The organism is Nonomuraea sp. CX421, assembly GCF_059358955.1.
The window spans coordinates 111,344-125,672 of record NZ_JCADBK010000016.1 but is presented as its reverse complement, the minus strand read 5'-3'; the positions used below and the strand labels follow the sequence as shown (position 1 = coordinate 125,672).

Annotated in this window: 11 protein-coding genes; 2 read left to right on the top strand and 9 right to left on the bottom strand. The window is 72.0% G+C overall.

The window, feature by feature from the left end:
- The first annotated feature begins 1 nt into the window (after window position 1).
- Window positions 2-2,026, top strand: a complete 2,025-nt coding sequence (locus tag AC5L3X_RS26385; RefSeq protein ID WP_494860404.1) for a geranylgeranyl reductase family protein — start codon at window positions 2-4, stop codon at window positions 2,024-2,026.
- 76 nt (window positions 2,027-2,102) lie between these two features.
- Here AC5L3X_RS26385 and AC5L3X_RS26380 read toward each other — a convergent pair whose 3' ends face one another.
- The 5 genes from AC5L3X_RS26380 to AC5L3X_RS26360 form a co-directional block, all read right to left on the bottom strand.
- On the bottom strand, window positions 2,103-2,666 hold the full coding sequence (locus tag AC5L3X_RS26380; protein WP_494860403.1) for a dihydrofolate reductase family protein: 564 nt from the start codon (window positions 2,664-2,666) through the stop codon (window positions 2,103-2,105).
- A gap of 37 nt (window positions 2,667-2,703) precedes the next feature.
- Window positions 2,704-3,681: an Lrp/AsnC family transcriptional regulator gene (locus AC5L3X_RS26375; RefSeq protein ID WP_494860402.1), complete on the bottom strand. Its 978-nt coding sequence runs from the start codon at window positions 3,679-3,681 to the stop codon at window positions 2,704-2,706.
- Window positions 3,662-5,341, bottom strand: a complete 1,680-nt coding sequence (locus tag AC5L3X_RS26370) for a DHA2 family efflux MFS transporter permease subunit (protein WP_494860401.1) — start codon at window positions 5,339-5,341, stop codon at window positions 3,662-3,664. Before AC5L3X_RS26370 ends, AC5L3X_RS26375 begins: the two co-directional genes overlap by 20 nt.
- A 174-nt stretch (window positions 5,342-5,515) precedes the next feature.
- Window positions 5,516-6,619 carry an epoxide hydrolase family protein gene (locus AC5L3X_RS26365; protein ID WP_494860400.1) on the bottom strand — a complete coding sequence of 368 codons (1,104 nt, stop codon included), beginning with the start codon at window positions 6,617-6,619 and terminating at the stop codon, window positions 5,516-5,518.
- 65 nt (window positions 6,620-6,684) lie between these two features.
- Entirely contained in the window at window positions 6,685-7,647 is a 963-nt protein-coding gene (locus AC5L3X_RS26360; RefSeq protein ID WP_494860398.1) for a LysR family transcriptional regulator, read from the bottom strand.
- A 119-nt stretch (window positions 7,648-7,766) separates the two neighbouring features.
- Here AC5L3X_RS26360 and AC5L3X_RS26355 point away from each other — a divergent pair, with 119 nt between their 5' ends.
- The gene (locus AC5L3X_RS26355) at window positions 7,767-8,465 is read left to right on the top strand and encodes an MBL fold metallo-hydrolase (protein ID WP_494860397.1); all 699 of its coding nucleotides are present in this window, start codon (window positions 7,767-7,769) and stop codon (window positions 8,463-8,465) included.
- A gap of 184 nt (window positions 8,466-8,649) precedes the next feature.
- Here the strand turns inward: AC5L3X_RS26355 and AC5L3X_RS26350 are convergent, their stop codons facing one another.
- From AC5L3X_RS26350 to AC5L3X_RS26335, 4 genes are all read right to left on the bottom strand, one after another.
- Entirely contained in the window at window positions 8,650-10,989 is a 2,340-nt protein-coding gene (locus AC5L3X_RS26350; protein WP_494860395.1) for a hypothetical protein, read from the bottom strand.
- 83 nt (window positions 10,990-11,072) lie between these two features.
- Entirely contained in the window at window positions 11,073-12,242 is a 1,170-nt protein-coding gene (locus tag AC5L3X_RS26345; RefSeq protein WP_494860393.1) for a sulfotransferase family protein, read from the bottom strand.
- 13 nt (window positions 12,243-12,255) lie between these two features.
- Complete coding sequence (locus tag AC5L3X_RS26340; RefSeq protein WP_494860392.1) at window positions 12,256-13,077, bottom strand: SDR family oxidoreductase; 822 nt, start codon at window positions 13,075-13,077, stop codon at window positions 12,256-12,258.
- Window positions 13,077-14,255, bottom strand: a complete 1,179-nt coding sequence (locus AC5L3X_RS26335; protein ID WP_494860391.1) for a hypothetical protein — start codon at window positions 14,253-14,255, stop codon at window positions 13,077-13,079. The genes AC5L3X_RS26340 and AC5L3X_RS26335 overlap by 1 nt, the downstream gene beginning before the upstream one ends.
- Window positions 14,256-14,329: the final 74 nt, after the last annotated feature.

The following is a 14,329-nucleotide window of genomic DNA, read 5'->3' as shown; positions in this document are numbered from 1 at the left end:
CATGGCCGGGCCCGCGTTCGACGCGGTGGTCGTGGGCGCCGGTCCCGCGGGGTCCGCGACCGCGTACCACCTGGCGAAACGAGGCCGGCAGGTGCTCCTCCTCGACCGCAGGCGCCTGCCACGGGACAAGTGCTGTGGCGACGGGCTGACCCGCCGGGCCGTACACCTCCTCGCCGAGATGGGCATGCTGGACGAACTGAACGAACTGGTAGAGACGTCCCACGCCCGGCGGATCGGCGGGGTCAGCGTGACCATGCGCCACCAGGGCACCCGCGAGTTCGCCTACGAAGGCGGCGTCGGGTACGGCATGGTGGTGCCCCGCCTGGAGCTCGACGCCCGGCTGTGCGCCCACGCGGTCCGAGCCGGGGCCACCCTGTGGACCGCCACCGCCACCAGACTGATCGGCGGGCCGGCCGGCGTCGAGGGCGTCGAGGTGGTCCGTGACGGCAGGCCCGTCCGGCTCCGGGCACCGGCCCTGGTCGCCGCCGACGGAGCGTCGTCCCGCCTGGCCAGGCAGGCCGGGCTCGGGCCAGACGGCGGCCGATGGACCGGTGTCGCCGCCCGCGGCTACTTCACCGGCGTCGAAGAGCTGCCCGACGTGCTGGAGTTCCACCTGCCGCTGGAGGACATGACCGAGCGGTACCTGCTGCCGTCCTACGGATGGATCTTTCCGCTGGGCTCCGGCCGCGCGAATGTGGGCGTCGGCCTGTTCGAGCCCGAGAAGACCCAGAACGTGAGCGACCTCTACCACCGGTTCGTCGCCGATCTGCGCCGTACCGATCCCCGCTTCCGCCGCGCCCTGGCCGAACGCCCCATGACGGCGGCACCGCTGCGCACCGACTTCGCCCCCGACCGCTGCGGCGTCCCCGGCCTGCTCCTGGCCGGGGACGCGGCCGGCCTGATCAGCCCGTTCACCGGCGAGGGGATCGGCTTCGCGCTGGAGTCGGGCGCCTTGGCCGCCGAGCACATCGACGAGGCCCTCGGCGCGGACCCTGCCGGGCCCGTCCGTCCCGAGGCTTACGCGCGCCGGCTCGGGCTCAGGCACGGCGGGCACTTCGAGACCGGCCGATATTCGGTACGCCGCTACCTGCTCGCCTGGCGAGTGCTCGGCGCCACCTTCCACGACGACCGTCCACTGTTCTCCCTGTGCCGGCGCCTTGCCCTGTTCCCCGAAGGCGCCTACGCGGAGGTGCTGCTCGACCCCCTGCCGAAGCCGGACCCCGCCATCGACCGGATGCTCCGCCGCGATCTCCTGGCGGTGGCCGAACTGCTCGCGGGCACCGTCCGCGACGACTGGCCGATGTTCGTCAAACTGAACGGGCTCGGGGAGAGCCTGTCCGCACACCGGGTACGGCCCGCCGTTCTCCTCCTGCTGGCCACCTACGTGGGCGGTCACCCTCATTCCCTCGCGCAGGTCATGGCGGCGGCCGTGGACCTGGGCCTCCTCGCCGGCCTCGCGGCCGACAGCGTGCGACAGGCCGGTGAACAGGACGGGCGGCCCGCGTGGGGGAACCGCTTCTCGGTGCTGGCCGCCGATTTCTTCCTGGCCCGTGCCTACGAACTCGCCGCCGCGGGTGGTGGCGCGGTCGCGGCCGAGTTCGCCGAGGCGCTGTCCGCGCTCTGCCAGGGACGGGGGCGCGAGCTGACCGCCGGGGAAGAGGGCGGCCCGGCGCGACGCGACCGGATCCTGCGGGACAAGACCGCCATGGCGTTCGAACTGCCGTGCCGGCTGGGGGCCCGGCTCGGTGGGTGCGACGCGCCCACCACTGAGGCCTTGGCCGCGTACGGACGCCATCTGGGGATCGCGTACTCACTCGTCAAGGGGGCCCAGAGCGACCTGGGGACTTCGCCGTTCTTCCCCCGGATCTCGGACGAGCTCCTGACGGACCAGACGGAACGGCTCGTGGCCGCGCACGCGCACGCGGCAGGACAGGCACTCGCGCGCGTCCCCGCGTCCCTCGTCCGGGACCTGCTCGCCCGTATCCCCGCGGGGCTGTCGCCCGGCACCGGAGCCGCACCGAGCTGATCCGACGCGTGGCGAAGGCGGTGAGGCCGGCTGCCGGTGGCGGGGCGCCGTCGTCCTGCCACCGGCGGCGGGTGGTTCAGGCGCGCCTCGGGCGGTAGCGCATCGAGGTGATCCCCGAGTCATAGGGCTTGGCCTCGACGAGCTCCAGGTCGAGGCGGCCCAGGTCGTCGGGGAAGAGTCTCTGACCGGCGCCGACGGCCACCGGGATCACGCGGAGCTGGAGCTCGTCCAGCAGGCCCGCCCGGATCAGCGAACGGGCGAGCGACAGACTGCCCCAGAGCATGATGTCGCCGCCCGGCTCGCGCTTGAGCTCGGCGACCTTCTGGGCCGCGTCGCCGCGCACCACCCGCGCCGGCTCCCACTCTCCCCACGGCGCCTTGTCGAGGGTGCTGGAGAAGACCAGCTTGGGCATGGTGTTCACCGACCTGGCGACCGTTTCGTCGGCGGTGGGCCAGTATTCGACGAACATCCGGTACGTCGCGGCGCCCAGCAGGACGGTGTCCACGTTCTCCATGATCTGCAGGTTGTCCTGGTCGACCTGGCTGTAGTCGGTGACCGACTCGAAGAAGTCAAGCTCTCCTGCTGGGCCGGCCGCGTAACCGTCGACCGTGACCAGCTCTTGGATGATGAGTTTGCGCATGCCGGTCAGACTAGGCGAACTGATCGAACTCATCGGATCACCTGGGCGGGTGTTCGTAGGTGATGGCCTTGACCCGGCGGAGGACGAGGGTGGTGTCCACGGTCAGGACGCCGGCCAAGGCGCCGATCTTGTCGCTCAGGTACGTGTACAGGTCGCCGGTGGTGCGGCAGAGCACCGAGACGGCGAGGTTGGCCTGGCCGGTGATGGACCCCGCGAAACGCACCTCGGGATGGCGCGCCAGCGCCTGCCCCGCCTCGGCCAGCGCGTGCGGAGCCACGGTCAGCCAGCACATCGCCTCGACGCCCTGCCCCATGGGCTCGTGGTCGTACTCGACGGCGAAATACAGCGCTCCCGTGGCCCGCAGCCGCTCCATGCGCCGCCTGACCACGGCCTCGGTCTGACCACTGGCCGCCTGCAACTCGGCGAACGTGGCCCGGCCGTCCCGCCGCAGCGTGGCCAGCAGCGCCTCGTCGACGGCGTCCAGCGTGACCGGCGCCGAGGCGGGAGCGGGGGCCGGAGTGCGCAGCGCGGCCTCCTCGTCCGGATCCAGCGCGCTGGTCTTGCGCAGCCAGCCGACCGGACCCCCGTAGAAGGAGTGCAGGATGCAGTGGGCGCTGACCGAGGTGACCCGTGGCGTGCGCGGGAGGCGTTCCAGAAGCAGCTCGTCGCGCTCCTGCCGGCTGCGTGGATTCATCACGCACAGCACCTCGGTGCCGCCTGACAGCAGGTCGACGTACTGGGTGTCGGCGCGCCTGGCCAGCGCGGACGCCAGGTGCGCGGCCACGTCGGGGAGGCAGCCGAGCCGGACGATCCAGCTGTCCTGGCCCAGGCGGCTGTCGTCCGTCATGCCGGTCACCCGCAGCCGCGCCGTGGTGCGCAGCCGCCTGAACCGGCGCGCGATGGTCTGGTCGGACACCCCCAGCACCCGCGCGATCCGGTTGAACGGCGCCCGTCCGTCGAGTTCCAGTGCCTGCAGCAGCTTCAGGTCGAGCAGGTCAAGAGTCTGGAGTGCCACGAGGTCCTCCCGCGCGAGTGGCGGCCGGCGAGCGGCGGACGCCGGCTTCCTCCGGCTCCCGCGCGCTCCCTTGCGGCGACCGCGTGTCCGTCTGGAGGGCGGGACCTGCCGCGCCGGCGGCGCACGTGGTGGCCGGGCGCGGGCGGCGCAGCAGGACGGCGGCGGCCAGGGCGGCCAGCACCAGCAGGACGGCCGAGACGGCCAGGCACAGCCGCAGGCCCCCGAGGAACGCCTCCGACACGGCGGCCAGCGCGGGACCGGTGTCCGGGCCCAGGTCCAGCTGTGCCACCGCGCCGAGCCCGTTCGCGTCGACGGCACCCACGACCTGCTGTGACCGCGCGGCCGTCAGGCCCGCGTCGGTGAGACGGCCGGGCAGGTCGCCCAGCGCCCGCAGGGACAGCAGGGATCCCAGGACGGCCGGTCCCAGTGCGCCGCCGACCTGCCGGAAGGCGTTGTTGCCCGCGGCGGCCATGCCCGCCTGGTGCGGCGGGACGGAGGCGACGGCGGTGTTCGTGATGCACGGGAAGGCGACGCCGAGGCCCAGCCCCAGCAGCACCAGGCGCCAGGCCACCGACCAGAACGACGTGTCCACGCCGACCGTGGTCAGGGACAGCAGTGCGCCGGCCGCCACGAGCAGACCGGCCGTGATGAGCACCCGGGACGACACGCGGCGCATGACGCGGCCCATCACGACGCCGAGCAGCATGGACACCACGTTGACCAGCACCATCCGCACCCCCGACTGCAGGGTGTCCAGTTGCTGCACCAGGCCGAAGTAGAGGCTCAGGATGAAGAAGAAGCCGATCAGCCCCAGGAAGCTGATCAGGGCCACCAGCGCGGAGGCGGTGAAACCCGGGCTGCGGAAGAGCGACAGGTCCAGCATGGGACTGCCGCTACGCTTCTCCACCACCACGAACGCCGCGCCGCTCACCACGGCGAGCGCCAGCGCGACGAGCGCCCGGGGATGCGTGAACGACTCGGCGCCACCCTCGATCACCCCGTAGACCAGGGCGGTGATCGCCACCGCGGCGGTGAACTGACCGGGCCAGTCCAGCCTGCGGGTGCGGGGGGCCCGCGACTCAGGCAGCAGCCGCGCGGCGACGACCATGGTCAGCAGTGACACCGGGATCGGCAGCACGAAGATCCACCGCCAGCCCACGTGGTCGACGAGCACTCCGGCGAGCAGCGGCCCCAGCGCCATGGCCGCCATCATGCAGGTGGTCCACAGACCGATGTACCTGCCGCGCTCGTGGTGATCGGGCACCGCGTGACTGATCAGCGCCAGGGTCACCGGCAGCAGCGCGGCGGCCCCCGCGCCGGCCAGCGCCTGCCCGGCCCACAGGACCTGGACCGAGGGAGCGCACAACGCCACCACGGCTCCCAGCGCGCACAGCGCCAGGCCCACCTGGTAGACCTTCTTACGGCCGTGCACGTCCCCGAACACTCCCGCGGTGAGGATCAACGCGGCCACCGGCAGCACGAAGGCGTCGGAGACCCACGCGAGCTGCGCGGTCGACGCGTCCAGCGCCCGCTGGATCGCCGGCAGGCTCACCACGACGGTGGTCACCGGCAGATAGGCCACGAAGACCCCGGCGCAGGCCGCCGCGACCGAGACTCTCTTCGCGCGGGCAGCCTCCGTCCCCCTACTCGAAACGTTCAACGAAATCCCCTTTGCGGCGACGGCGCGCCGCGGTCGATGACAACCGCGCTACTCTGCGCCACCTCCCGCGTTCCGGTCCACCCAGCGCCCCCTCCGTCGTGGAAATCCGACGTCAAGCCGCGGATGATCCGAGAATTCCGACACCGACCAGGCAGCCAGGCCACCCGAGCAGTGTCACTTCACCTGCCCAAAAAAGGTACGCAGATCCGCGGCCAGCACCCCGGGCGCCTCCATGGCCGGGAAGTGCCCGCCCCGATCGTGCTCCACCCAGTGGGTGCCGGCGGGCGGGGCGAGCAGCTTCCGGACCGTGGTGTCGGCGCCGAACACCGAGAATCCTTGCGGCACCGCGGACGGCGCCCCCCAGTCGGACGAGTGTGCCTGCTCGTACAGGTAACGGGCGGCGGAGACGCCGGAGCCGGTGAACCAGTAGAGGCTCACGATCGTGAGCAGGTGGTCCCGGTCGTACGGCAGGTCGGTCCACTCCTCGAACTTCTCGACGATCCAGCCGAGCTGCCCGGCCGGCGAGTCGTTGAGCAGATAGCCGATGGTCTGGGGCCGGCTGTTCTGGATCGCCAGGTAGCCGCTGCCCTCTCGCTGGAAGGCCGCCATCCGGTCCAGCGCCGGCTTGTCCGCCGGGTCCGCCGGGTCCAGCCGGTCGGCCATGCCCGGCAGGAAGGTGGCCGTGTTCGCCGCCGTGAGCGGATCGGTCACCACGTGGACTCCCACGACGTGCTCGCCGTCGATGCCGGCCACCGCGCCCGAGACACCCGCGCCGATGTCGCCGCCATGGACGCCGTAGCGGTCGTAGCCGAGGCGGCGCATCAGCTCGGCCCAGGCCCGGGCGGTGCGGCCCATCGCCCAGCCGGGCTCGCGCACCGGGGTGGAGAAGCCGAAGCCGGGCAGCGACGGCGCCACCACGTGGAAGTCCTGCCGCAGGTGCCCGATGAGCGTGCTGAACTCGGCGAACGAGCTCGGATATCCGTGCGTGAGCACCAGCGGGAGGGCGTCGGGACGGTCGGAACGGACGTGCAGGAAGTGGATCCGCTGCCCGTCGATCTCGGTGGTGAACTGCGCGAACTCGTTGAGCCGCGCCTCGGCGGCACGCCAGTCGTAGCTCGACGCCCAGTACGTGGTGAGCTCCCTCAGGAACTCCAGTGGCACGCCGCGGCTCCACCCGGCACCGGGCGTTTCGTCGGGCCAGCGGGTCTTCGCCAGCCGGTCGGTCAGGTCGTCGACGGCGGACCGCGGGACGGCGATGGTGAACGGGTCGATGCTCATCGAAAGACTCCCTCGGATCGTTGGGCACCGCCACGGTACGAGCCGATGCGGAAGACTTCTTGCCGCTATCGAAGGCCGGCCTCCCCTGGTGAAACCGCGGCCCGGTCGATCTCCGGAATCCAGTGCCGCCGGTCGGCCGGATCGGGCGGGGACACGGGCCGCAGGTGGCCGAGCAACGTTCGCAGCAGCGGGCGCGGGTTGCGCCGGTGCCAGACCACCGACCACGGCATGAGGGGTGTCGGTTCGACGATCGGGATCCTGCGCAGCCCGCTCCCGGCCGCGTCGATGCTCATCTCGCCCAGGCCCACGGCGTTCTTCTCGCGCAGGAACTGCTCCACCAGATGCCGCTGGCCGATCGCGGGCGCGGTGAAGCGCAACGGGACGCCGAACCGGCCGGCGAGGCGTCTCAGGTAGCCGCGCCACTCCGCGGCGCCCGCCGGGTCGGGCATCGCGATGCCCCCGGCTCGCAGGTCGGCGGGCCGCAGCTCGCTCCGCCCCGCGAGCGAATGATCCTCCGGCACGAACGCGGCCAGCGGCTCCAGACGGATCAGCCGGGACGCCAGCTCCTCCGGCCACGGCCCGGGCAGGTCGCGCGCCCGCCCGAAGGCCGCGTCGATCTCCCGCCGGCGCAGGGCCGGGAGCGCGACCGCCAGCCCTTGCCGCATGCTCAGCTCCACCCGCAACCGCGGGTCGCGCTCGCTGGCCTCGCGGACCATGCGCAGCGGTGTGAACCGCTCGTCGTAGACATCCACCCGGACCGGGTCGTCCGCCACGCGGACCGCCTCGACGGCCCGGTCGAACGCGGCGATCGCCTCCACCGCCATCGGCAGGAAGTCCCGCCCCGCCGCTGTCAGCTCGACGGACCGGGTGCTCCGCTCGAACAGCGGCGTGCCCAGCGCCTCCTCCAACCGGCGGATGCGTCTCGACAGCGCCTGCTGGGTGACGAACAGCCGTGCTCCTGCCCTGCCGAAGTGCAGTTCCTCGGCGGTCACGACGAAGGCACGCATGCCTGGGATGTCCGCATCCATGCCGGGAGCCTGGAGCGACAACGATCGGTTGTCAATGCGGCGTCGATCATTGTTGGACGGCGACCTCGATGAGCGGGTTATCTGGTCGCCTGACGTCATCCGGAAGAGAGGGCTGGGCAGTGGAGATCGTGGAGATCCGGCGAGGGCTGCACCTGCTGCGGCTGGAGTTCGGGCAGGCCTACCTGTGGAACGACGCGGGCGCGCTCACGCTGGTGGACACGGGCATCGCCACGTCCGGCGACGAGATCGCCGAGGCGATCGGCCGGCTCGGGCTGCGCACGGACGCCGTACGGCAGGTCGTGCTCACCCACTACCACGAGGACCACAGCGGCGGCGCGGCGGCGGTCGTGACGTGGGGAGAGGTGACGGTGATGGCTCATCGGCTGGAGGCGCCGGTGATCCGAGGCGAGACGCCCGCGCCGCCGCCGAACTTCACCGACGAGGAGCGGGAACTGCACCGCAGCCTCGGTGCTCACCTGCTGCCTCCTGTCCCGCCGTGCCGTGTGGACCGCGAACTGGAGGACGGCGACCTGATCGGCTTCGGCGGTGGAGCCCGCGTGATCGCCACCCCCGGGCACACCGCCGGCAGCATCGCCCTCCACCTGCCGGATGCGGGGGTCCTGTTCACCGGCGACACCGTGGCGCACGTCAACGGCCAGGTCATGCCGGGGGTGTTCAACATCGACCGCGACGAGACGCTCCGCTCGTTCCGCCGGCTCGCGGACCTCGACGCCGAGGTCGCCTGCGTTGGCCATGGCGACCCCGTCACGGGAGCGCGCACCGCGCTCCAGAAAGCGGCGGCCGCCCTCTCCGCCTGACCGGCCGCGTGCGTGAGCGGCTCGGATCGGCGAGAGTGGGTGGCTGGTGCGCCGGACCGGCTACGAGTTCCTCACCTCGGCCGCAGCCCGCGAACTCCTCCGCGAACAGCAGATCACCGTCATCGACTACCGGCTGATCCAGCGGGGCCTGGACCGATGGAACATCGGCCAGGCCCCGCTGACGTCAGTTGTGCGCGACGACCGAGCCGTGCGCGATCTCCTGTGGCCGGGCCACGTCGAGGTCGAACCCGGCGCCCCTGACGTTGTCGTACGTCAGCGTGTCCGTCGGATAGGCCCCCGCCGTCAGCGGCCAGACCACCAGCCGCACCCGGTCGGGGTCGGCGTCGTAGGAGTACTGGACGAACCCGTAGCCCGGCCGGCCGTCGACGCTGCCCGTGCCCTTGACCGCGAGCTTGTCGTCGGGCGTGACCACCAGCCATTCGAGGCTGGTCGAGTCGAGGTCGAACCCGGCCGGAGTCACCCGGAAGGAGACCTTGCCATTGCCGGGCACGGGCCCCTGGTCGTGGGGGAGATACTTCACGTTCGCCTGGAAGTGCCCCTTACCGCTCGCCGACGGGTCGGCGGTGACCGAGCCGGCCGGCGAGGACAGCCATCCTCCCTGGGGGCCGAAGCCCGCGTCCGGATCGTAGACGATCACCATGACCTCGTGCCCGCCGGAGCCGGTGTCGTCGTCGGTGATCTCGGTCTTGATCGTGAACATCCCCGGCCGCGTGTAGACGTGGCTGTCCCGGCAGGTCAGCCCATCGGCCGCGCCGGTGGACGTCGTGCCGTCGTCCCAGTCGGTCAGGCAGGTGTGGGTGTCGTTGCCGCCCGGGTCGGTGAAGGGCACGCTCAGCGACACGGCGGCGCCGGCGCGGAACACCTGCCAGGGCTGGGGAGTGACCGCCGAGGCGGCTCGCGCGGCCCTCGGCGTCTCCGTGGCGGGCGCCACGTTCGTCAGCTCCAGCCGCGCCTCGTCGCCGACCGCCGCGTTGACGCCGTCGTACGCCGACAGCCTCAGGGTGAACGTCCCGTCGTCGTCGCAGGTCACCGTGGTACGGGTGGCCGTCGGGGCGGAGAAGGAGCAGGAGGCCCCGGCGTCGACGTCCGGGCCGGGCTCGACGCTCCAGTGGACGGCGGGCGTGCCCTTGTCGTCGTTGGCGAGCCCGGCCAGCTCGATCGCCTGGCCCTCGGCGCCCGTGCGGTCCGGCCCGGCGGAGACGACAGGGGGCTGGTCGGGATCGGGGTCCTGGGGGCCGCCCGTGTGGTTGAAGATGGCGCCCCGGTCGCCGCCGTTGGCCACGTTCGTGTTCAGCTTCACGATGTAGCTGCCGTACAGGCCGTAGACGGTCTTCTCGCAGACGCAGTCCGGCCCGCCGACGGCGTCGCCCTCGTCGACGACGATGCCGTTCGCGGCGTCCACGAGCTTCCAGTGCACGGTCGAGCCGAGCTTGGCGCCGATGTCCACCCGTACCCAGTGCTGGCTGCGGTGGGAGCGCAGCGGGTGGTCGGTGCGGCACTCCATGTCCGGCGAGGAGATGAAGCAGTCCTCGTTTTCGAAGTCCCAGCAGGTGTTGTCGCCGTTCAGCTCGCGGATTCCGCAGTTGACCTGCTCGGCCACCTTGTTGAGGCGCTTGATGCCGTTGAAGGGCCAGTCGTAGGGGCCGGGGATCTCGACCTCCTCGTTGCGGTCGCTGAGGAAGGCCGTGACGTAGTCGTAGCCCTGGTTGCCGCCGGAGACGTACCCGGCGACGTTCGTGCGCCATTCGTGGTTGCTGCCGCCGAGTTTGCTGAAGCCGACCTTGAGCGCGTGCGTGGTGCCCGGCGGCGCGAAGGACGGCACGCCGTAACGGGGTTCGGCGCGGCGCAGGAGGTCGAGGGCGTAGGAGCGCCGGGTCTCGTTGATGACCGGGTTGGGCGCGCTGAACAGACGGAACAGCCTGACCTGGTCCCGGGCGGTGGTGTGGGTGTCGCCGAAGGCGCCCTCGTCGTCGGGATAGGTGTTCTCCATGCCGGCCGCCTCGAGGAACGCCCTGAACAGGTCGCACGGCCGTACGGTGCCGTTGTCGTCCTTGCCGCAGCCGAGCGACTCCCGCCACAGGCGCAGAGAGGTGTCGTTGTCCGACTCGAGGATCATCTTCTCCACCAGCGGCCGCTCGGCCGCGCTGAGATCCTGCGGCCGGTGCAGCAGCGCGCCCATGATGGACGCCTTGACCAGGCTGCCGGTCTCGAAGAACTTCTCCGTCGTGCTGTAGCACTCGGTGCCGGTGACGTGGTCGTAGAAGGCGACGCCCGGCTCGCGCAGTCCTTCCAGCCTGACGACGGTCCCCACGTTGACCGCGATGCGGATGAAGTCGGCCATCTGGTCGGCGAACTGCGGATGTCGTTCGGAGGTGCAGGTCACCTCGGGCTTGCGGTCGTACTCACCGGCCCAGGCGGGCTGCCCCGTCACGAACAGGGTGCCGATCAGCGCCGCGAACGCGACGACGGCCTGGGGTAAGCCCTTCTTCCCCGTCTTTCTCATCACATGTCCTCTCTTGGCACGGCGAGTGCCGGGTCCTCGGCCGAGTGTGCCGGAGACCCCGGCGCCGCGAAAGCCGGAAGGCGTCAGCGGGCGAGGCTCGCCAGGTAACCGGCGAAACGTTCATCGATCTCCTCGCCGGTCAGCCCGAAGTCGGCCAGGTCGTAGCTGTGGGACGGACGGCCCCCGCCGGAGCGGCTCTCCTCGTGCAGCCCGGCCATGGCCGCGCGGGCCGCGTCACCGAGCGGCAGCCCGAACCGGGCGTAGACGGCCTCGACGGTGCCCAGCGGGTCGCGGACGAACCCGTCGTAGTCGACGTCGCAGAACCGGGCCGGGTCGTGCCGGGCCCGCTCGGCCCGGAACCGGTCGAGGCCCCGGCTCCACAGCTCCACCTGGTCGCGCCCGATCACCGCGCCGGTGAACACCTCCGACCAGCCCTCCGTCGCGTGCGCGGCGAGGCTGCACATCGACGCCATCGCCGTGCGCGGCGAGCGGTGCGTCTGGACGACCAGCGCGTCCGGATAGACCTCCATCAGCGCGTCCAGGGCGAACAGGTGGCTGGGGTTCTTCAGCACCCAGCGCCGGCCGGGGTCGCGCAGCCCGATGAGCCGCAGGTTGCGCCGGTGCCTGCGGTAGGCCGCGGTCCAGTCCTGGCCGTCCAGCCAGGCGGAGTACGACGGCAGGTGGGCCAGGCACTCGAAGGAGACCGACCGCATCGACTGGCGCAGCAACCGCCAGCACTCCTCGACCTGCCCGGCCGACATGTAGTGGACGCCCATGAACTCGGGGTTGCGCACATGGTGCCGCTCGTAGGCGGCCTGGATCCGCTGGAAGGCCGGGTTCGCCGGCCAGGTCTCGCGGGCCGGCCGCGGCTGCGGCACCTCGGTCAGCCACACCTCCAGGCCCTGGTTCGCCGGGTCGGCGGTGAGCAGCCGGTGCAGGGCGGTCGTGCCGGTGCGCGGCAGCCCGGTGACGAAGATCGGCCGCTCGACGGGCACCTCCGCGTGCTCGGGGTGCTCCCGCCAGGCCGCCTCCGACAGCAGCCGCGAGGTCAGCGCCCCGCGCAGCGTCGCGCGCGTCACCTTGACGCCCAGCGGCGTGAGCGCCTCGTCGCGGGCGTAGGACTCCAGCAGCGCGTCGAGCCCGTCGAGGTACGGGTCGTCGCCGAAGTCGTCGCCGAAGTCGTGCAGGCCCGTGTAGGCGGTGGCCGAGGCGAGCAGGTCCGCGGCCGTGCCGACACCCGTGTCCGTGGTCATCGTCCCTCCGGGGTCAGTGGTGCCATTCGCCGCAGTTGACGTCGAGGCACTGGCCGGTGACCGCCCGCGCGAGCGGGGACAGCAGGAACACGACCGTGTCCGCGACCTCGTCGGGCTCGGGCAGCCGGCGCAGGTCCAGCGTGGCGGTGATCTCGTCGTACACCTGCTGGGCCGGGACGCCGCGTTCGCGGCCGAGGTAGGTGAAGTAGCGCTTCAGGTTGTCCGCCCAGATGTAGCCGGGCGCGACCGAGTTGACCCGGATGCCCTGCGGGCCGAGCTCGGTCGCCAGGCTCTGCGCCAGGGCGAGCAGCGCCGCCTTGGCGATCTTGTACACGCCGAACGTCCGCCTGGAGTGCCGCAGCACCGCCGAGTTGATCATCACGACGGAGCCGCCGCGCTCGGCCAGGGCGGGGGCGAAGAGCTGGGTGAGCCGCAGCGCGGCCAGCAGGTTGGTCTCGAAGGCGGCGCGCACCACGTCGAGGTCCACGGTGGCCAGGTCCGTCAGCGGCGGCATCGCGAAGGCGTTGTTGACCAGGCCGTCCACCCGGCCGTACGACTTCAGCGCCGTCTCGGCCAGCTCCCGGCAGGACGCCTCGTCGGTGATGTCGGTCCGCACCGCCACCGCGCGGCGGCCCAGCTCCGCAACCTCCTTGGCCACCTCGGCCAGCCGCGCCTCGTTCCGCGCGGCCAGCACCACGTCGGCGCCGGCCCTGGCGCACCGCAGCGCCAGCCCGCGGCCCAGCCCCGGCCCGGCACCGGAGATCACGACCACCCGGTCCGCCAGCACCCGGTCCGCCGGCACCTCGTTCGCCGGCACTCGGTTCGCCGGTGACATCAGCCCAGCATCCGCTTCGCGACGGCGCTCTGGCGCGCGGCGATCCGGTTCGCCCACTCGACCGGGGTCACCCGCTGGCGTTCGTAGTGGGGGAGCCGCTCCGCCAGCTCGCCGAACGGGATCACCTCCACCTCGGGGCCGTCGTCCGGCTTGAGCTCGCGGGTCAGCCGCTGCCAGCGGAACTGCAGGTAGCCGCGCCGGTGCCCGGTGCGCTCGATCCAGTTGGCCAGGCCGGGATCGCGCTCGCTGACGACGTAGCGGATCCTCCCGTCGGGGTCGGCCCGCGCCTGGCCGGCCGTGAGACTGGTCTGGTGGTTGATGTAGTCCAGCGAGACGTACCACATGCTGCCGAGCTGGAATCCCTGGTACGGCGCGACGGCGCGGCCGGCCACCGGCACGGTGATCACCATGACCTGGTCGTCGTCGAGGTCGTAGTGGCCGACCGACGAGTACTGGGTGGCGAGCCCGCCGGGGGTGGGCCGCGGCTCGGTCATCGTGTTGACCGGCAGCGTGAGGTAGTGCCGTTCCGGGAAGGCGAGGAACGTGCGCAGCCGGGAGACCAGCATCCGGCCCGCGATCTCGTACCTCCTGGCCATCCGCTCGGCGGTCGGTGGCGGTGGCGCGGTGCCGAGCGCGCCGGCCCGGTGGATGCGGATCTCGCCGGGCCGCTCGGTGTCCCAGTCGCTGAAGACCTCGCGGGCGATCAGCATCGCCGCGCCCGGCCCCAGCGTGAACCGGTTCGGGCCCGTCCCGGCTCCGGCGGGACCGAAGCGCAGCTCGTACGATCCGTCCGCGGCGATCTCGATGTCCCGGTCGTCGAACGCGGTGAGGCTGTCCGGCGAGCGCGACGGCGAGTAGTCGCCGTTGAGCACCTGGAAGCTCAGGTCGGCCGTGCTGCCCCGGCGGCCGGTGACCACGTACTCGGCGTCGTCGCGCAGGTAGGCGTGGAAGTAGAGGGTGTCCGGGTTGTCCAGCCCGAGCTTGGTGTAGGGGCCGGTGGAGGTCGCGAAGTAGGGGAAGTCCCGGTCGTAGGCCCAGACCATGTGCAGCGTCGCCTTGATGCTGCCGGCCAGGTAGTTCAGCCCCTCGGCCAGGTCCTGGTCGGTCCGCACGTGGGGCGCCGACCGGATGATCCGCTCGGCCTCGGCGATCGCCTCGGCGAATGACTGCGTGGCCACCGGACTCCCTCGTCGTCGCGGTACACCCGGGTACCGGAGCGGTCGGCTTCCTTCCAGGAGAGAGTAGAACCCGT